Source organism: Salinilacihabitans rarus, assembly GCF_024296665.1.
In the GTDB taxonomy this organism is placed as follows: domain Archaea; phylum Halobacteriota; class Halobacteria; order Halobacteriales; family Natrialbaceae; genus Salinilacihabitans; species Salinilacihabitans rarus.
In genome coordinates this window covers 1,744,816-1,760,418 of the sequence record NZ_CP100762.1, presented here as the reverse complement: position 1 = coordinate 1,760,418, position 15,603 = coordinate 1,744,816, and the positions used below count along the sequence as shown (strand labels likewise).

General features: G+C 69.4%; 19 protein-coding genes. 9 read left to right on the top strand and 10 right to left on the bottom strand.

Annotated features, from left to right (window positions below):
* Positions 1–41 precede the first annotated feature (41 nt).
* Positions 42–662, bottom strand: a complete 621-nt coding sequence (locus NKG98_RS09215) for a helix-turn-helix domain-containing protein (RefSeq protein ID WP_254769363.1) — start codon at positions 660–662, stop codon at positions 42–44.
* Positions 663–741: 79 nt separating this feature from the next.
* On the bottom strand, positions 742–1,563 hold the full coding sequence (locus NKG98_RS09210) for a nucleoside phosphorylase (RefSeq protein ID WP_254769362.1): 822 nt from the start codon (positions 1,561–1,563) through the stop codon (positions 742–744).
* Positions 1,564–1,623: 60 nt separating this feature from the next.
* Between NKG98_RS09210 and NKG98_RS09205 the strand changes: the two genes are divergently transcribed.
* Both NKG98_RS09205 and NKG98_RS09200 read left to right on the top strand, forming a co-directional pair.
* Entirely contained in the window at positions 1,624–2,052 is a 429-nt protein-coding gene (locus NKG98_RS09205) for a DUF488 family protein, N3 subclade (RefSeq protein ID WP_254769361.1), read from the top strand.
* Between the two features lie 275 nt (positions 2,053–2,327).
* On the top strand, positions 2,328–2,510 hold the full coding sequence (locus NKG98_RS09200; RefSeq protein ID WP_254769360.1) for a hypothetical protein: 183 nt from the start codon (positions 2,328–2,330) through the stop codon (positions 2,508–2,510).
* 81 nt (positions 2,511–2,591) lie between these two features.
* Here the strand turns inward: NKG98_RS09200 and cdd are convergent, their stop codons facing one another.
* The gene (cdd, locus tag NKG98_RS09195) at positions 2,592–2,978 is read right to left on the bottom strand and encodes a cytidine deaminase (RefSeq protein ID WP_254769359.1); all 387 of its coding nucleotides are present in this window, start codon (positions 2,976–2,978) and stop codon (positions 2,592–2,594) included.
* A gap of 140 nt (positions 2,979–3,118) precedes the next feature.
* Between cdd and NKG98_RS09190 the strand changes: the two genes are divergently transcribed.
* Positions 3,119–3,622: a cupin domain-containing protein gene (locus NKG98_RS09190; RefSeq protein WP_254769358.1), complete on the top strand. Its 504-nt coding sequence runs from the start codon at positions 3,119–3,121 to the stop codon at positions 3,620–3,622.
* A 13-nt stretch (positions 3,623–3,635) separates the two neighbouring features.
* Here NKG98_RS09190 and NKG98_RS09185 read toward each other — a convergent pair whose 3' ends face one another.
* The 6 genes from NKG98_RS09185 to NKG98_RS09160 all read right to left on the bottom strand — a co-directional run bounded on the left by NKG98_RS09185 (position 3,636) and on the right by NKG98_RS09160 (position 10,823).
* Positions 3,636–4,703: an ABC transporter permease gene (locus NKG98_RS09185; protein WP_254769357.1), complete on the bottom strand. Its 1,068-nt coding sequence runs from the start codon at positions 4,701–4,703 to the stop codon at positions 3,636–3,638.
* The gene (locus NKG98_RS09180) at positions 4,696–5,928 is read right to left on the bottom strand and encodes an ABC transporter permease (RefSeq protein ID WP_254769356.1); all 1,233 of its coding nucleotides are present in this window, start codon (positions 5,926–5,928) and stop codon (positions 4,696–4,698) included. The genes NKG98_RS09185 and NKG98_RS09180 overlap by 8 nt, the downstream gene beginning before the upstream one ends.
* Positions 5,925–7,553, bottom strand: coding sequence for an ABC transporter ATP-binding protein (locus tag NKG98_RS09175; protein ID WP_254769355.1), 1,629 nt, complete (start codon positions 7,551–7,553; stop codon positions 5,925–5,927). The genes NKG98_RS09180 and NKG98_RS09175 overlap by 4 nt, the downstream gene beginning before the upstream one ends.
* A 6-nt stretch (positions 7,554–7,559) precedes the next feature.
* The gene (locus NKG98_RS09170; protein WP_254769354.1) at positions 7,560–8,618 is read right to left on the bottom strand and encodes a BMP family lipoprotein; all 1,059 of its coding nucleotides are present in this window, start codon (positions 8,616–8,618) and stop codon (positions 7,560–7,562) included.
* Positions 8,619–8,747: 129 nt separating this feature from the next.
* Positions 8,748–10,109, bottom strand: coding sequence for a phosphohexomutase domain-containing protein (locus tag NKG98_RS09165; protein ID WP_254769353.1), 1,362 nt, complete (start codon positions 10,107–10,109; stop codon positions 8,748–8,750).
* Positions 10,110–10,166: 57 nt separating this feature from the next.
* Positions 10,167–10,823, bottom strand: a complete 657-nt coding sequence (locus NKG98_RS09160; RefSeq protein ID WP_254769352.1) for a MaoC family dehydratase — start codon at positions 10,821–10,823, stop codon at positions 10,167–10,169.
* Positions 10,824–11,050: 227 nt separating this feature from the next.
* On the opposite strand from NKG98_RS09160, the gene NKG98_RS09155 reads away from it, so the two are divergent.
* Genes NKG98_RS09155 through phaC form a run of 4 tightly spaced genes read left to right on the top strand, consistent with a single transcriptional unit; the run spans position 11,051 to position 13,842 of the window.
* Positions 11,051–11,365, top strand: a complete 315-nt coding sequence (locus NKG98_RS09155; protein ID WP_254769351.1) for an AbrB/MazE/SpoVT family DNA-binding domain-containing protein — start codon at positions 11,051–11,053, stop codon at positions 11,363–11,365.
* Positions 11,366–11,373: 8 nt separating this feature from the next.
* Positions 11,374–11,871 carry a hypothetical protein gene (locus NKG98_RS09150; RefSeq protein ID WP_254769350.1) on the top strand — a complete coding sequence of 166 codons (498 nt, stop codon included), beginning with the start codon at positions 11,374–11,376 and terminating at the stop codon, positions 11,869–11,871.
* Positions 11,872–11,914: 43 nt separating this feature from the next.
* Positions 11,915–12,454 (top strand): poly(R)-hydroxyalkanoic acid synthase subunit PhaE, encoded by a 540-nt coding sequence (locus NKG98_RS09145; protein WP_254769349.1) that lies wholly within the window; start codon positions 11,915–11,917, stop codon positions 12,452–12,454.
* On the top strand, positions 12,451–13,842 hold the full coding sequence (phaC, locus tag NKG98_RS09140) for a class III poly(R)-hydroxyalkanoic acid synthase subunit PhaC (protein ID WP_254769348.1): 1,392 nt from the start codon (positions 12,451–12,453) through the stop codon (positions 13,840–13,842). Before NKG98_RS09145 ends, phaC begins: the two co-directional genes overlap by 4 nt.
* 4 nt (positions 13,843–13,846) lie before the next feature.
* On the opposite strand, the gene NKG98_RS09135 is transcribed toward phaC, so the two are convergent.
* Positions 13,847–14,278: a hypothetical protein gene (locus NKG98_RS09135; RefSeq protein ID WP_254769347.1), complete on the bottom strand. Its 432-nt coding sequence runs from the start codon at positions 14,276–14,278 to the stop codon at positions 13,847–13,849.
* A 149-nt stretch (positions 14,279–14,427) separates the two neighbouring features.
* On the opposite strand from NKG98_RS09135, the gene NKG98_RS09130 reads away from it, so the two are divergent.
* Together NKG98_RS09130 and NKG98_RS18990 are read left to right on the top strand one after the other, a co-directional pair.
* Entirely contained in the window at positions 14,428–15,171 is a 744-nt protein-coding gene (locus NKG98_RS09130; RefSeq protein WP_254769346.1) for a beta-ketoacyl-ACP reductase, read from the top strand.
* Positions 15,172–15,359: 188 nt separating this feature from the next.
* Complete coding sequence (locus NKG98_RS18990) at positions 15,360–15,494, top strand: DUF7503 family protein (RefSeq protein ID WP_256558484.1); 135 nt, start codon at positions 15,360–15,362, stop codon at positions 15,492–15,494.
* Positions 15,495–15,603 lie beyond the last annotated feature (109 nt).

The following is a 15,603-nucleotide window of genomic DNA, read 5'->3' as shown; positions in this document are numbered from 1 at the left end:
TTATAACGGTCCCCTGACCGGCCGAGCGCGACTGCGGGGCGTCACTCCCCGAGAAGGTCGAGCAGCAGTTTCGACTCCGCCGAGCGGAGCCGCTGGGAGAGCGTCGGCTTCGACACGTCGAGACGCTGCGCGAGGGTGCCGAACTCGATCCGGCGGGGGTCGTCGTAGTACCCCGCCTCGATCGCCCGCGTCAGCGTCTCCCGTTCGATCTCGCTCAACAGCGAGAGGTTCGCCGAGCGTACGTCCGAGAACTCGCCCCCGGTCGGCCCGGTGAGCCGTCGCAGGGAGACGCCGTCGACCACCGTCCGCAACTCGTCGACCAGCGACCGCAGCGACGCCCGATCGGAGAGGTACGTCGTCACGACCACGGTGTCGCCGTCGACCGAGGTGAGAACCGGGACACAGCCGTGGTGACGGAAGATCGAACAGGGACAGCAGCCGTCCATCACCGTTCCCGTCTGTCGCACCGACGGATCGTCGTCAGCCGCGTCGGAGACGACGTAACAGACGTCCTCGATGATCTGGTGTGTGAGGACGTCCTCGTCGCCGGTCGCCGCGAGCGGACAGTCGGACCGGTTGACGTCGAATCGGATCTCGGCCCGGAGGTCCCGACGGTCGTCGCGGTTCGCTGGAGCTATTTCGGTTCCCCCCTGGCTAGACATGGTCGAGAATCGGGCCGTCGAGGGCAAGTGTCGGCCTATGATTCCCACCGGATAGGAACGGGCGAGGGCGTCCTCGGGGTCACTCGACCGAGAGGCCCGCGTGCCACCGGTCGACGCCCGCCTCGCGTTTCACCGCGTCCATCCGCGCGAGCAGGTGGGTCGCAAGCGAGGCGGTCTCGGCGGCCCGCGACTCGCCCTCGGTGCGGAACTCGCCGGTCTCGCGGTTGGCGTACACCGTACAAACCGCGCCCGCACGGAGGCCGTAGACGTTCGCGATCGTGAGGATGGCGCTGGCCTCCATCTCGATGTTCGCGACGTTCGCCTCGCGGAGTTCGTCGAGCAGGGCCGCCGCGCCGGCGGCCTCGAAGCCGTCGAATCCGGGGCGGCCCTGGCCGGCGTAGAAGGAGTCTGCGCTCATCGTCACGCCGGTGTGGTAGTCGTAGCCGAGGCGCTCGGCGGCGGCGACCAGCGCCGTGACGACCTCGTAGTCGGCGGCCGCGGGGTAGTCCTCGCGGACGTACTCGTCGCTGGTGCCCTCCTGTCGGACCGCGCCGGTCGTGATCACGAGGTCGCCGACGTCCATCTCGGGCTGGATCGCCCCGCAGGAGCCGACCCGGACGAAGGTGTCGACGCCGACCCGTGCGAGTTCCTCGACGGCGATGGCCGCCGAGGGGCTGCCGATGCCCGTCGACGTCACGCTGATCGGCGTCCCCTCGTAGGTGCCCGTCGCCGTCCGGTACTCCCGGTGGTGGGCCCGCTCCTCGTGGTCGTCCCAGACGGAGACGATCTTCTCGATCCGCTCGGGGTTGCCCGGCAGGAGCACGGTGTCGGCGACGTCGTCGGGCGCGACTTCGAGGTGGTACTGTACGTCGGCGTTCGGGTCTTCGCTGTCCCCGGTCATCTGAGAGTCGGACGTTGGTGCCGCCCCCGTATATAAATGCAGGGCGGGCGTAACCCCGGTATGACACGGGGAACGCTCGCGGACACCTACGTCGCCGCGCTCCGCCACGACCTCGCGGCGGTCGACCCGGAGGCGACGCTCGTGGGCGTCGTCCGCAAACCCACCTCGTGGTTTCACGCCGCCGTCGACGAGAACGTCCCCGAACTCGGTCCCCCCGAGGACCTCCTCGCGGCGGTCGAGCGGGCCGAGACGGACCTCAAGATGCGGGGGTTCTGCGAGGAGGAGGCGCACAACGCCGCGTGGGACCGGGTCGGGTTCGAGCGCGCCTACCGCGAGCACCTCGCCGAGGACCCGGCGGCGACCGCGGCGCTCGCGGCGCTCGACGAGCGCCTCGAATCCGGGGAGTCGCTGGTGCTCGTCTGCTACGAGAACACCGAGAAGAAGCGGTGTCACCGGACGATTCTGCGAGACGTACTGGAGGGCGAGTGACCGCGAGAAATTTCTGGCGGCGGACCTCTGACCTCCCGCAGACGAGACACAGAATTAGCTCCGGCGGCGACACCCGGCTATCGTTCGTCCGGCCAGATTGGTGGAATCCGTGGAATGAAACGAAGCACTCGTACATCGGAAGTTTTCGTTCTTTCGGCTCTTTAGATGTTTTTTCACTGTATCTCGGGCGCATCTACTCCGGACAGAGTTATTGTACGATCGCCATTCCTAAGAACACAACAAATAGATCACTAACCATGCACGGAGTGAGACCGATGCTGTTCGGTATCGCCCTGATGCTGGGTTCTGGCTTCAAACTCTTTCACGACCTCCTCCTCTACGGCAATTATGGCCGTACGTGGACTACCTTCGCCGCACTCGGCTTGATACTTGGATTCGTCGTCGTCACTCTCGGCCTCGTTTATGGATCGTTAGCTGACGCTGGTTCCGGCGATTAACGACCCTCGTTCGATTCCGACGGACGTCGGCGGATTTTCCGGACAGATCAACGAATTCTGGGCAGAGCAGCGTTCGGTGAGTCAATCCAGCATCTCCTCGGTGATCGCGTTCGGGAGCAGTTCGCCGAGGGTGTACTCGCTTACCGCCTCGCCCTCGTCACAGAGCACGAGGAGGTCCGCGTCGCAGAACTCGGCGAGGGTCTGGCGACACATCCCGCAGGGGGTGACGCCGTCCCGGCGGTCGGAACTGACGGCGAGCCGGGAGAAGTCGCGGTGGCCGTTCTTGACCGCCTCGGCGACCGCCACCTCCTCGGCGTGGAGGCTGTTGCTGTAGTTCGCGTTCTCGAGGTTGCAGCCGACGTAGACCTCGCCGTCGGCCGTTTCGAGGGCGGCGCCGACGCGGTAGCCGGAGTAGGGGACGTGGGCGCGGTCCTGGACGTCGCGGGCGGCCTCGATCAGGTCGTCCATGCCCCCCGGTAGTCCGACGGCACTCAAGAAGGCACCGACGGACCGCCGCGTCCGAGGACGCCGGCCGCTCACGCGCCGGGTCGCCCGCCGGGGGAGCGGACGGGAGTAGCGCTTTGATCCCGGGTCCCGAACGCGCGCCCATGCGGAAGGTTTCGATCAGCGACGTGGACCCGGACCCGTACGACGACGACCTCCACGCCGACCGCCGGGCGTTGACCGGGCCGCTCAACGCCGCCGACCTCGCGATCGTTCGCTACGCCCTCGATCCCGGCGAGCGGTTCAGCGGGTCGCTGCACGCCCACGCCGACCAGGAGGAGGTGTTCGTCGTCCTCGAAGGCGAGGCGACGTTCGAGACGCGCGCGAGCGACGAGGACGAGACCCGCGAGGTCGTCGTCGGCGAGAACGAGGCGATCCGCTTTGCCCCCGGCGAGTTCCAGACCGGCCGGAACGACGGCGACGGGCGCGTCGTCGCGCTCGCGCTGGGCGCGCCGCGGGACAGCGAGGACGTGCGCATCGCCCGGATTCCGGCGCTGGACGGCCGGGACGTCTCGTGTCCCGACTGCGGCCGGGAGGCCATGCGGCTCTCGCGGGGGGACGCGGACTTCGTCTGTCCCGACTGCGGCGGGACCCTCGACGTCGAGTGAGCGTCGACGCCGATCAGTCCTCGCCGGGGTCGTAGTGCTCGCCGGCGGCCTCGGGGAGGCGCGTCTTGCCGACGAAGACGAGCACGACGACGACCGTCACGTACGGGATGGTGCGGATGAGTTCCGTCGGGACGGCGTAGCCGAGGTTCTGCAGGCGAAGCTGGATCGCGTCGAGGCCGGCAAAGAGGAACGAGCCGGCGAGCGCGCCGATCGGGTGGTAGTTCGCGAACAGGTAGGTCGCGATGGCGATGAACCCGCGGCCGCCGATGGCGGTGTCGCCGCCGCCGGCGAAGGTGCCGAGTTGGCCGAGGGCGAAGCCGGCGCCGCCGAGGCCGGCGAAGAAGCCCGAGAGGAGCACCGCCGCGTAGCGGACCTTCCGGACGTCGACGCCCGCGGTGTCCAGTGCCTTCGGGTTCTCGCCGCTGGCGACGACCCAGCGGCCGAACGCGGTCCGCGAGAGCAGGTACCAGCCGGCGGCGGCCGAGCCGAGCATGACGTACACCTGCGGCTCGGTGTCGAACAGCAGGTAGCCCACGACCGGAACCTCCGAGAGCACCGGCACCGTGACGTTCTGGAACCGCCCGACGCCCGCGGTGTTCGGGCTGTTGAAGACGATCCGCGAGGCAAACGGCGCGAGCCCCAGCGCGATCAGCCACACCGCGAGGCCGGCGATGATCTGGTCGGCCTTGAACTCGATGCAGACGACCGCGAACACCAGCGCGAACAGCGTGCTCGCGAGCACGCCGGCGGCAAAGCCCCACCAGTGGTGAGAGACGAGCAGCGTCGACTCGCCGGCGCCCAGCCAGTAGGTGACGAGGATCGCCGAGAACGCCGAGACGATCAACAGCCCCTCGATGCCGATGTTGATGACGCCGCTCTTCTCGGCGAAGATGCCGCCGATGGCCGCCAGCGCGATGGGCACGGCGAGACGCAGCGTCGCCGTGTGCGTACTCGGGCTGGCGACGACGCCGAGCAGCGCGCGTGCCCACGAGTCGGGGAACGCGACGGCGGCGACGAGCCAGAGCGCGACGACGACGGCGAGGCCCCCGCCGACGCGCCGGCGCGAGAGGCCGTCAATCATCGTCAGCACCTCCGGCGCCGTCGGCCCGGGCCGGACGCTCGGCCCCGAGGTCGAGGTAGCGACCCCCGATCATCCGGAAGAACTCGGGCATCGCGACGAACAGGATGAGGAGCCCGGAGAGGACGCCGACCAGTTCCGGCGGGACGTTCGTCGCGGTGCCGATCGAGCGCGACCCGCTGGAGAGGACGCCGAAGAGGAACGCGGCGGCGCCGACCCCGAGCGGGTTGTTGCCCGCGAGGATCGAGACGGCGATGCCGTCGAACCCGATCGGCGGGACGTTCTCGAGCCAGCGGCCGTGTTGCATCAGCACCCAGAACGCGCCGGCGACCCCGCCGAGCGCGCCCGAGAGGGTCATGCTCGAAACGATCATGCGCTTCTCGGCGACGCCGCCGTAGGCGGCCGCCTCCGGCTGGATGCCGCTGGTGCGTAGCTCGTAGCCGAACGAGGTACGCGCGAGCATCCACGCGACGGCGACCATGAGCACGACGGCGAACCCGAGCGCGAGCAGCGAGAAGTCCATCCGGACGTCGAAGCCGACGTACGGGATGGTCGGAATCTCGGCGTACTCCGGGACGCGCGCGGTCTGTGGGTTCGCGCTGTCGGGGTCCTGGAACCGCCAGGAGAGCAGCGTCGACGTGATGCCGGCCGCGACGAAGTTGAGCATGATCGTCGTGATGACCTCGTTGGCGTCGGCGTAGGCCTTCAACACGCCGGGGATCGCCCCGAAGAGCCCGCCGAAGAGCGCGCCGGCGGCGACCCCGATCGGGACGAGGACGAGCGTCCCGACGAAGCCCGCGGGAACGATCGCCGCGGCGTAGAGCACCGTCACCGCCGTCGCGAGGCCGCCGACGACGAGTTGTCCCTGGGTCCCGATGTTGAAAAGGCCCGCGCGGAACGCGACGGCGACCGACAGCCCCGCGAAGATCAGCAGCGTCGTCTCCCGCAGCGTCGTCGCCATGTCGTAGTTCAGCGGGTGCCAGCCCCCCTCCAGCGGGTGGCCGAGCGCGCCGAGGAACAGTTCGTAGTAGACCTGCATCGGGTTGTAACAGAACGTCCAGCCGGCGAGGTCGAGCCCTGTCCGACAGGAGGCGAAGCCGCCGGAGACGAACACGAGGACGCCCCCGACGACGATCGCGGCGAACAGCGCCGCGACGCTGATGACGATGCGTTCGAACACCGACGCGTGGACGAGGCGTTCGAGCAGCACCTCGAGGTCGTCCCTCATCGGTCCTCACCCCGGAACGTGGCGTCTGCGGGCGACACCTCGCGTTCCCGCCTCTCGGGACGCTCCCCGGCCATCAGGAGTCCGAGGTCCTCCTCGGTGACGGCGTCGGGGTCGGCCACGTCGACGAACTCGCCCTCGTGGATGACCGCGAGGCGGTCCGAGAGCCCTCGCACCTCGTCGAGTTTCGAGGAGACGAGCAGGATCGCCGTCCCCTCGCGCCGGAGGTCGAGCAGGCGGTCGTGGATGAACTCCGTCGACCCGACGTCGACCCCGCGGGTCGGGTGGGTCGCGACGACGAGTTCGGGGTCGCGTTCGAACTCGCGGCCGACGATGAACTTCTGCTGGTTGCCCCCGGAGAACGACTGGGCGTCGCCGTCGGCGTTCGGCGGACGGACGTCGTAGGTCTCGATGATCTCCTCGGCGTGGGTCCGCGCGCCGTCCCAGTCGATCCGGCCGCCGTCGGCGAACGGCGGCGAGCGCTGGCTGCCGAGGATGCCGTTCTCGACGAGGTCGAAGGACATGACGAGCCCGCGCTCGTGGCGGTCCTCCGGAATGTAGGCCATGCCGGCGTCGATGCGCCGGCGGCGCGGCCAGTCGGTGACGTCCTCGCCGAGGAAGCGGACCGTCCCCCCGTCGGGGGTACACAGCCCCGTGATCGCCTCGATCAACTCGGCCTGTCCGTTGCCGTCGACGCCCGCGATGCCGAATATCTCGCCGGCGCGGACCTCGAGGTCGATCCCGGAGACGGCCTCGACGCCGCGGTCGTCCTCGACCGACAGCGCGCTCGCTTCGAGGACCGGCCGGCCGGCGTCGACCGGGTCGGCCTCGACTTCGAGGATGATCTCCCGGCCGACCATGAGTTCGGCCAGTTCCTCGTGGGTCGTCCCCGCGGGGTCGACCGTGCCGACCGACCGGCCGTCGCGCAGGACGGTGATCTCGTCGGCCGCGTGAGTCGCCTCGCCGAGTTTGTGCGTGATGAAGATGACCGTCTTCCCCTGATCGGTGAGTTCCTCGAGGACGGCGTACAGCCCCTCGACCTCCTGGGGCGTGAGCACGGCCGTCGGCTCGTCGAGGATGAGGACGTCCGCGCCGCGGTACAGCGCCTTGAGGATCTCGACGCGCTGCTGGACGCCGACGCTCAACTCCTCGACCGTCGCGTCGGGGTCGACCGAGAAGCCGTACCGGTCACAGAGTTCGCGGATCTCGCGATCGATGCGCTCGCGGTCGACCGCCAGCCCGAACCACTTGCGCGGCTCGTTGCCGAGCGCGATGTTCTCGGCGACGGTCATCGTGTCGACCAGCATGAAGTGCTGGTGGATCATGCCGACGCCGGCGTCGATGGCGTCCCGCGGCGTCTCGAACTCGCGCTCGACGCCGTCGACGACGACCCGCCCCTCGTTGGGCTCGTACAGCCCGTAGAGGACGTTCATCAGCGTCGTCTTTCCCGCGCCGTTCTCGCCGAGCAGGGCGTGGACGGTCCCCCGCTCGACGCGGAGGTCGACCTCGTCGTTCGCCACGACGCCCGGGAAGCGTTTCGTGATCCCGTCGAGGTAGACCGCGAGGTCGCCCCCGCCCGCCGTCCCCTCGCCGGGGTCCCCCGTTTCGGCCGATCCCGGATGGTTCATGCGCGGTTACAGTTCCGTCGGGACCTCGATCTCGCCGTCGATGATCGCCTGTCGGGACTCGTCGAGGGCGCCCTTGACGTCGTCGGGGATCTCGTCGCCGATCGACGCGCCGTAGACCGCCTCGACGCCGTCCTGTTCGAGGCCGAGGACCTCGGTCTCGCCGCCCTCGAAGGCGTCGTTGACGACCGACTCGATGGCGGTGAAGACCGCGGTGTCGACCCGCTTGACCATGCTCGCGAGGATGACGTCCGCGTAGTCGGGTTCGCTCTCGGACTGGTCGGCGTCGACGCCGATCGCGAACCGGCCCTCGGACTGGGCGGCCTGGAAGACGCCGACGCCGGTCGCGCCCGCGGCGTGGAAGACGATGTCCGCGCCCTGGTCCTGGTACATCGAACGCGCGGTCTCCTGACCGACCCCGGTGTCGTTGAAGCTCCCGACGTAGCTCGAGACGACCTCGGCGTCGGGGTTGGCGTACTCGACGCCGGCCTCGAAGCCGGCCTGGAACGACTCGATCAGCGGCGACTCGACGCCGCCGACGAAGCCGACGACCGACTCGTCGGGGTTGGTCTCGCCCGCGCCCGCCGCGAACTCCATGTCGGTCAGCAGCCCCGCGAGGTGGCCGACCTGGAACGAGCCTTCGGGTTCGCCGAAGACGTAGTTCCGTACGTTGTCCTCCTCGACGACGGCGTCGATGAGCATGAAGTTCTGGTCGGGGTAGGCGGGCGCGTTCTCGGTGAGCGCGTCCTCCTGTGCGAAGCCGATACAGCTGATCAGGTCGTAGTCGCCGGACTCCGCGAAGTCCCGCTGGGCGCCCTCGAACTCGCCCTCCGAACTCGGCTCGGTCTTGCTGTGGGAGACGCCGAGTTCCTCTTCGGCCTGCAAGACGCCCTCGCGGGCCATGTCGTTGAACGAGTTGTCCCCCAGCCCGCCGGTGGCGTACACCATGCCGACGTTGACGTCCGAGCCTTCGCCGCCTTCGTCGCCGAATCCGCCGACGCACCCGGCCATCGCCGCGAGGCCAGCCACGCCAGCACCCTTCAGGAACCGCCGTCTGTCACGTGCCATGAAGCCGACTAGAGCACGAGGGTGGGTTAAACTATACGAATTCCTCCCGGGGTCGTGGACGAACGACCAGCTTTCGTGTCGAACGGTAGACAGCACCGCCGGCCCGCGGCCACGGCGCCGGCATCGGCGTCAGCCCTCGATCGCCGCCTCGACGACCTCGCGGGCGGCGGCGACGAGGTCCTCGACGTCGTCGCTCTCCGCGTAGAGCCGTACGTACGGCTCGGTGCCGCTCGGCCGCACCAGGACCCACGAGGCGTCGGGGAACTCGAGGCGCACGCCGTAGCTGGTGTCGACGTCGGCGTCGGGGAACGCCGCCGGCAGCGACGATTCGAGCGTCGCCATCGCGTCGGCCTTTCGCTCGTCGGGGCAGTCGGCGCTCACCTTGCGGTACGGCCGTTCGGTCACGGGGTCGCGCAGGGCGGCGGCGCTGCCCGCCTCGGCGACGAGCGCGCTCACGACGGCGGCGCTCGCGACGCCGTCGATCCAGCCGCCGAAGGCCGTGTGGATGTGCTTCCACGGTTCCGCGGCGAAGACGACGGTAGTGTCGGGCTCTTCTCGCGCCGCGTGCCGTTCCCGGGCGATTCCCTCGTGGAGCGCCCCGAGACGGACGCGCTCGACGCGGCCGCCGGCCTCGCGGACCCGCTCGTCGATGCGCGCGGAGGCGTTCGGCGTCGTGACGACGACGGGGTCGGCCGCGTCGCTCTCGCTGACGTAGCGTTCGGCGACGACCGCGAGCACCGTGTCCTCGTGGATCACCGTCCCGTCGCCTTCGAGGGCGACGAGGCGGTCGGCGTCGCCGTCGTGGGCCAGTCCGAGGTCGAACTCGCCGCCGTCGAGGAACGCGGCGAGGTCGGTCAGCGTCTCCGGCGTCGGCTTGCTCTCGCGGGCGGGGAAGTGGCCGTCGACGCTCGCGTTCAGCGCGACGACGTCGGCGCCGAGGCGTTCGAGCACCTGCGGCGTCGCGAGCGCGCCGACGCCGTTACCGCAGTCGACCGCGACCGAGAGGCCGGCGAGCGGTTCGTCGCCGAAGCGCCCGCGGACGTAGTCGGCGACCGCCGTCCGGTACGCCCCGAGCACGTCGGCCCGTTCGGCCCCGCCCCACTCGTCCCAGGGGGCGACGTCGGGGTCGTCGACGCGGGCCTCGACGGCCTCCTCCCGCTCGCGGTCGTACTCGACGCCGTCGGCGAAGAGTTTGATCCCGTTGTCGGCCGGCGGATTGTGGCTCGCGGTGAGCATCACGCCCCGGCGCCCCCGCGAGGCGAACGCGAGCGCGGGCGTCGGCACCCGGCCGACCCGGCGGACGTCCGCCCCCGCGCTCTCGAGGCCGGCCTCCATCGCGGCGGCGAGCGCCTGCCCCGTCTCGCGTCCGTCGCGGCCGACGACGAACGTCTCGCCCGGTTCGCCAGCGGCCTGCCCGACCGCCAGCGCGAGCGCCGGCGTCACCTCGGCGTCGACTGGGCCGCGGATCCCTGCGGTCCCGAACAACGTCATGGGAGGGGGTTCCGCGAGCAACTACTTAGGGACACTGCCCTGGACGCGGGAGAAGGGTCACTCCGCCGGCAGGTCGTCGATCAGGACGACGGCCTCGCCGTCGATCACGGTGCGGTCGTCGTCCTCGTCGCGGATCCGCGTTTCGAGGCGGTACTGGTCGTTGCCGAGGTCCTCGACGATCTCGACCCGCGCGGCGACCCGGTCGCCGATGCCGACCGGCGCGCGGAACTCGAGGTCCTGTGAGAGGTAGATGGTAAGCCCCGGCAGGCGCGCGAGCGCGGCGCTGATGAGCCCGGAGACGAGGGTGCCGTGGACGATGCGCTCGCCGAAGCGCGTCTCGGCGGCGAACGCCTCGTCGAGGTGCAGGCGGTTGGTGTCGCCGCTGACGTGGGCGAACGCGCGGACGTCCTCGTCGGAGAGGGTCTTCTCGAAGGTGACGGCGTCGCCGACGCCGATTCGGTTCGGGTCGTCGACCGTTCGCTCGAACTCCCAGTCGAGCGTCGAGTAGTCGACCGAGGGGATCGGCGCGGGGACGGCCTCGGCGTCGGCGTCGGGGTCCGGGTCGGCGCCGTTCCGGTCGTTCGCGGGGGCGAACATCGCCGAGAGCGCGGCGCGGTTGGCGGCGGTCGCGCCCTGCAGAAAACTGCTCGCCATCGTCGCCCAGGCGTTGGTTATGGCGGCGATGTTGGTCGCCCCCGTGAACTGCTTCGTCATGTAAGGCGGGCTATGGTCGTCGTGATTATCACTTCTTTGGTCGGCCGGCGCCGGCTAGGCGGGAGTTACCGCCGGCGAGACGGGCGCGTTCGGGCCGACGGGACGTTCGGGACCGACCGGCAGGGAGAGCCCCTTTACACCCCCTCTCAGACACTCCAGACCATTCAATGTCATCAGATGGTATTCGATGGAAACTCTTATGAGGTCCGGGCCCGTTCGTTCGATCGATGACGGAGGACTCCGACCGCCTGCCCTGGCTGAACCCCGCGTTGTTCACGAAGGAGATGCAGGAGGCGAGCGAGCAGGTCGCAGAATCCCAGCAGGAACTGCTGTCCCAGTGGATGCAGTCGGGCGCCACGAACCCGTTCGAAGCGATGTCGGGCGCCGGACCGATGAGCGTCGGCACCGCGACGTTCAAGGCGCGCGTCCAGAGCGGCGGTCGGATCAGCATTCCCGAACCCGAACGCGACGCCCTCGACATCGAAGAGGGCGACATCGTTCAGACGATCGTCGTCCCCGTCAAACGCACCAGAGAGGAGTAACCATAACCATGACCCAGACCCAGACCCAGAACCCGTTTACCGCGATCTTCGAAGCACAGCGCACCGCCGTCGAGCAGAGCCAGCGGCTGACCCACGACGCCCTCGAGGCCCAGCGGGCCTCCTTCGACGCCGCCGCCGACGCCGTCTCGGCGTCCGGCGCGTTCGTCGAGAGCAACGCCGAACTGACCAAAGGCGCCGTCCACGCCTACATCGACGCCCTCGAGTCGACCATGCCCGAGGAGGCCGCCGACTTCGACGACCTCCGCGAACTGGTCGACGAGGGCGTCGACGCCACCGCACGGACCCAGCGCCAGTCGGTCGAGGCCTTCCAGGAGGCCCTCGCGGAGTCCGGCGAGGCCTACGACGAGTTCGCCGACGGCTACGCGGAGGTCGTCGACTCCTCGTTCGACGCCTTCCTCGAGGCCCACGAGGGCTTCGAGACGAGCGTCGCCGCGACCACCGAGAACGTCGAGCGAGCGGCCGAGGAGTTCGACGCTTCGGCGTAGAGCGCCACCACACCTTTTCCGTCCGCACACCATACGGTAGCCAATGACTGACACACAACCCGAAGACTGGAACGCGTTCGTCGAGCAGTGGAACGAGCAGTTCCTCGACGCGGTCGAGACCAACATGGAAGCGCAGGCGCAGTTCGTCGAAAGCTGGGCCGAGACCGTCGAGCGGACCGCCGAGGACGAGGAGATGGCCGACGGCGTCGAGGGCTACGCCCGCGCCTACGAGGCGTGGATGGACGCCTCCCGGCAGATGGTCGAGCGAATGAACGACGTCGTCGAGGGCGAGGACGTCGACGTCGAGGAGTTCCGCGACATCTGGCTCAACACCGCCAACGAGGCGTTCAAGGAGGTCATGTCGACGACCGCGTTCGCCCGGCTGACCGGCGAGACCGTCGGCGACGTCCTCGAACTCCAGCAGCAGGCCGACGAGGCCGCCGAGAACACCCTCCGGACGCTCGGGTTCGCCACCGGGAACGACGTCGCCGAGGTCGGCGACCGGCTGGTCGAACTCGAACGCCGCCAGCACGCCGTCGAGCAGAAACTCGACCGCGTGCTCGACCACCTCGAAGAAGAATGAGAAACCCCTACGCACTCGCGCTCGACGCCCAGCGGCAGGCGTGGGAGGACGCCGCCGAGGCCGCCGAACGGCTTCAGGTCGCCCCCGACCGCGCCGAGACGGTAAACGAAGTCGAGGTGGGGCAGACGCCGAGCGAGGTCGTCTACGAGGAGAACAAGCTCGAACTGTTACACTACGAGCCCCAGACCGAGACACGACACGACGTTCCCATCCTCGTCGTCTACGCGCTGATCAACAGGCCGTACATCCTCGACCTCCAGCCGGATCGGTCGGTGATCCGGCGGCTGCTCGAAGCGGGCTTCGACGTCTACATGATCGACTGGGGCGAGCCGTCGGCGCTCGATCGCTCGCTGACGCTCGACGACTACGTCACCCGGTACGTCGACAACTGCGTCGACGTCGTCCGCGAGCGCTCCGGCGAGGACGCGATCAACGTCCTCGGCTACTGCATGGGCGGCACCATGTCCGCCATGTACGCCGCGCTCTTCCCCGAGAAGGTCGGCAACCTCGGGTTGATGGCCGCCGGCCTCTGTTTCGCCGGCGAGGGCGGCGTCCTCGAACTGTGGGGTGCCGAGGAGTACTACGATCCCGAGGAGGTGACCGACACCTTCGACAACGTCCCCGCGGAGTTTCTCGACGTCGGCTTCGCGCTGATGGACCCGGTCGCGAACAACGTCACGAAGTACGTCCGGTTCTACGAGAACGTCGAGGACGAGGACTTCGTCGGGAACTTCGCGCGGATGGAGCGGTGGCTCGCCGAGGGCATCGACGTCGCCGGCGAGACCTACGACCAGTTCATCCGCGACGTCTACCAGGACAACAGGCTGTACGAGAACGAACTCTACCTCGACGGGACCCACGTCGACCTCGCGAACCTCGAGATGCCGATCCTCCAGATCGTCGCCGAGTACGACCACCTGATCCCGCCGGGGGCGTCCAAGCCGTTCAACGAGGTCGTCCCGAGCGACGACACGGAGATCATGGAGTTCCCGACGGGCCACATCGGGATGTCCGTCTCCTCGCGCAGTCACGCCGAACTCTGGCCCGACGTCTGCGAGTGGTTCGAGGAGCGGTCGAACGGTACCGACGTCGAGGGCGAACCCGGGGTGCCCGAACCCGAACCCGAGGAAGCCGACGCCGCCCTCGCCGAGGACGTCGACGTCGACGAGACCGGCGAGGAGACGCTTCAGGCGGACGGGCCCGCGGTCGAGGCCGACGACCTGACCGACCTCGACGGCGTCGGCGAGGCGTACGCGACCGACCTCCGCGAGGCCGGTATCGAGACGTTCGACGGCCTCGCCGGCGCCGACGCCGCCGCCCTCGCCGCCGAGACGGGCATCGCGCCCGGCCGGATCGAAAACTGGATCGAACAGGCCCGCGAACGCTGATTTCTCACCCGCTCTCGCCCCGGACGCGCTCGCGACGCCGTCCGGGGCCGGATCCGTACAGGAGGACGTACGCGAGCGCGGCGAAGCCGGCGGTCAGCGGGACGGCGACCGTCGCGACCGAGAGCGGGTCCGGGGGCGTAGCCGCCGCGGCGACGGCGAGTGCCACGAGGCCGCCGACGCCGACCGACCCGGCGGCGCGTTCGCGCCGCGAGCGCGGGCGCGTCCGGGCCGGCGGCCGGCCCAGCAGGCGGGCGGCGTAGAGGGGACCGACGGGGATCGGGAACAGGAACGTCCCGACGCCCCACTCGAGGCCGCGGCGGCCGCGCGCGTTCGCGTCGGCCGCGACGGCGTACGCGAGCGCGGCCGCCGAGAGGGGCAGCAAGGCGAGTCCGGCGGCGATCACCGCGAGGTCGAGCGGAGGGATCGAAGCGAACACGGTCCGGACGTCGACCCGCGAGGAGAAGGTCTTTTCGGTCGGTTGAAACGTACGCGTCGCCCGGTCGAGCGGCGCTCGCGACGCGTGTTTCGGAACGATAGACGGACGGGGTCGTTATTTAACGTCGGACGTCTAACGTGTGCACGACCATGCCAATGGACGGGCGAACCTGCGTCGTCACCGGATCGGCGCGCGGAATCGGGCGGGGCATCGCCGAGCGCCTCGGCGAGGAGGGCGCGAACGTGGTGATCAACTACCGGTCCTCGGAGGGGCCGGCCTACGAGACCGTCGAGGCGATCGAGGACCTCGGCGGCGAGGCGATCGCCGCCCAGGCCGACGTCACGAACCGCGAGGAGGTCGAGCGGATGCGCGAGGCGTGCCACGAGGCGTTCGGGCCCGCGGACGTCCTCGTGAACAACGCCGGCATCACCGCCGACACCCAGTTCGTCGACATGAGCCGCGAGGAGTGGGAGCGCGTGATGGACGTCAACCTCGGCGGGATGTTCAACTGCACGCAGGCGTTCTACGACGACATCTGGAACGCCGAGGAGGGCCGACTGATCAACATCTCGAGCGTCGTCGGCAAGCAGGGCAACTTCGGGCAGGCCAACTACGCCGCCGCCAAGAGCGGCATGTTCGGCTTCACGCGCACCATCGCGCTCGAACTCGCCCAGGGCGGTTCGACGGCCAACTGCGTCGCTCCCGGCTTCACCCACACCGACATGCTCGAGACGGTGCCCCAGAAGGTGCTCGACCGGATCATCGCGAGCATCCCGCTCGAACGGCTGGCCGAGGTCGAGGACGTCGCCGCCACCGTCCGCTTTCTCGCCAGCGAGGAGTCCTCGTACATCACCGGCGAGGTGATCGACGTCAACGGCGGGATGGACCTCTGACACCGACGCGCCGGCCGCCGTCTCCCTCGCGGCACCGATAGCGCCCGTCCCGGGACCGGTCGGGAACCGTCGCCAGCGTCGCGGTAATCACCTATTGGCTTTTCGACGTCGCCCGGTAACGCCAATTTATTTTGGGTATGTAATGTTAAGATATTTTCAAGTGCGTCGCCGCCGCCCGGTAATATGCAATGTCCGAAGACACTTCCGCCCTCCGGGCGTACGTCACCGAGAACCCCCGAACGATCGGCTTCCTGTTCGCGATCATGCTGGCGCTCTCGCAGGCCGGCAGCGCGGCGGCGGCTTCCGGCGCCACCACCTACTGATCGCGCGTCGACCGGCGACGCCGCTCCGATTTTCCGGGTCCCGCCCGTTCGGTAGTCGAGACGGCGGTCCGCCGTTCGACGGGTGTCGCCCCGCGTCGTGCGGGGCGAA

Bases quoted from the DNA above. Each gene is read 5' to 3' on its own strand.
- NKG98_RS09215 (WP_254769363.1), bottom strand. From the start codon at position 662: ATGTCTAGCCAGGGGGGAACCGAAATAGCTCCAGCGAACCGCGACGAC.
- NKG98_RS09210 (WP_254769362.1), bottom strand. From the start codon at position 1,563: ATGACCGGGGACAGCGAAGACCCGAACGCCGACGTACAGTACCACCTC.
- NKG98_RS09205 (WP_254769361.1), top strand. From the start codon at position 1,624: ATGACACGGGGAACGCTCGCGGACACCTACGTCGCCGCGCTCCGCCAC.
- NKG98_RS09200 (WP_254769360.1), top strand. From the start codon at position 2,328: ATGCTGTTCGGTATCGCCCTGATGCTGGGTTCTGGCTTCAAACTCTTT.
- cdd (WP_254769359.1), bottom strand. From the start codon at position 2,978: ATGGACGACCTGATCGAGGCCGCCCGCGACGTCCAGGACCGCGCCCAC.
- NKG98_RS09190 (WP_254769358.1), top strand. From the start codon at position 3,119: ATGCGGAAGGTTTCGATCAGCGACGTGGACCCGGACCCGTACGACGAC.
- NKG98_RS09185 (WP_254769357.1), bottom strand. From the start codon at position 4,703: ATGATTGACGGCCTCTCGCGCCGGCGCGTCGGCGGGGGCCTCGCCGTC.
- NKG98_RS09180 (WP_254769356.1), bottom strand. From the start codon at position 5,928: ATGAGGGACGACCTCGAGGTGCTGCTCGAACGCCTCGTCCACGCGTCG.
- NKG98_RS09175 (WP_254769355.1), bottom strand. From the start codon at position 7,553: ATGAACCATCCGGGATCGGCCGAAACGGGGGACCCCGGCGAGGGGACG.
- NKG98_RS09170 (WP_254769354.1), bottom strand. From the start codon at position 8,618: ATGGCACGTGACAGACGGCGGTTCCTGAAGGGTGCTGGCGTGGCTGGC.
- NKG98_RS09165 (WP_254769353.1), bottom strand. From the start codon at position 10,109: ATGACGTTGTTCGGGACCGCAGGGATCCGCGGCCCAGTCGACGCCGAG.
- NKG98_RS09160 (WP_254769352.1), bottom strand. From the start codon at position 10,823: ATGACGAAGCAGTTCACGGGGGCGACCAACATCGCCGCCATAACCAAC.
- NKG98_RS09155 (WP_254769351.1), top strand. From the start codon at position 11,051: ATGACGGAGGACTCCGACCGCCTGCCCTGGCTGAACCCCGCGTTGTTC.
- NKG98_RS09150 (WP_254769350.1), top strand. From the start codon at position 11,374: ATGACCCAGACCCAGACCCAGAACCCGTTTACCGCGATCTTCGAAGCA.
- NKG98_RS09145 (WP_254769349.1), top strand. From the start codon at position 11,915: ATGACTGACACACAACCCGAAGACTGGAACGCGTTCGTCGAGCAGTGG.
- phaC (WP_254769348.1), top strand. From the start codon at position 12,451: ATGAGAAACCCCTACGCACTCGCGCTCGACGCCCAGCGGCAGGCGTGG.
- NKG98_RS09130 (WP_254769346.1), top strand. From the start codon at position 14,428: ATGCCAATGGACGGGCGAACCTGCGTCGTCACCGGATCGGCGCGCGGA.
- NKG98_RS18990 (WP_256558484.1), top strand. From the start codon at position 15,360: ATGTCCGAAGACACTTCCGCCCTCCGGGCGTACGTCACCGAGAACCCC.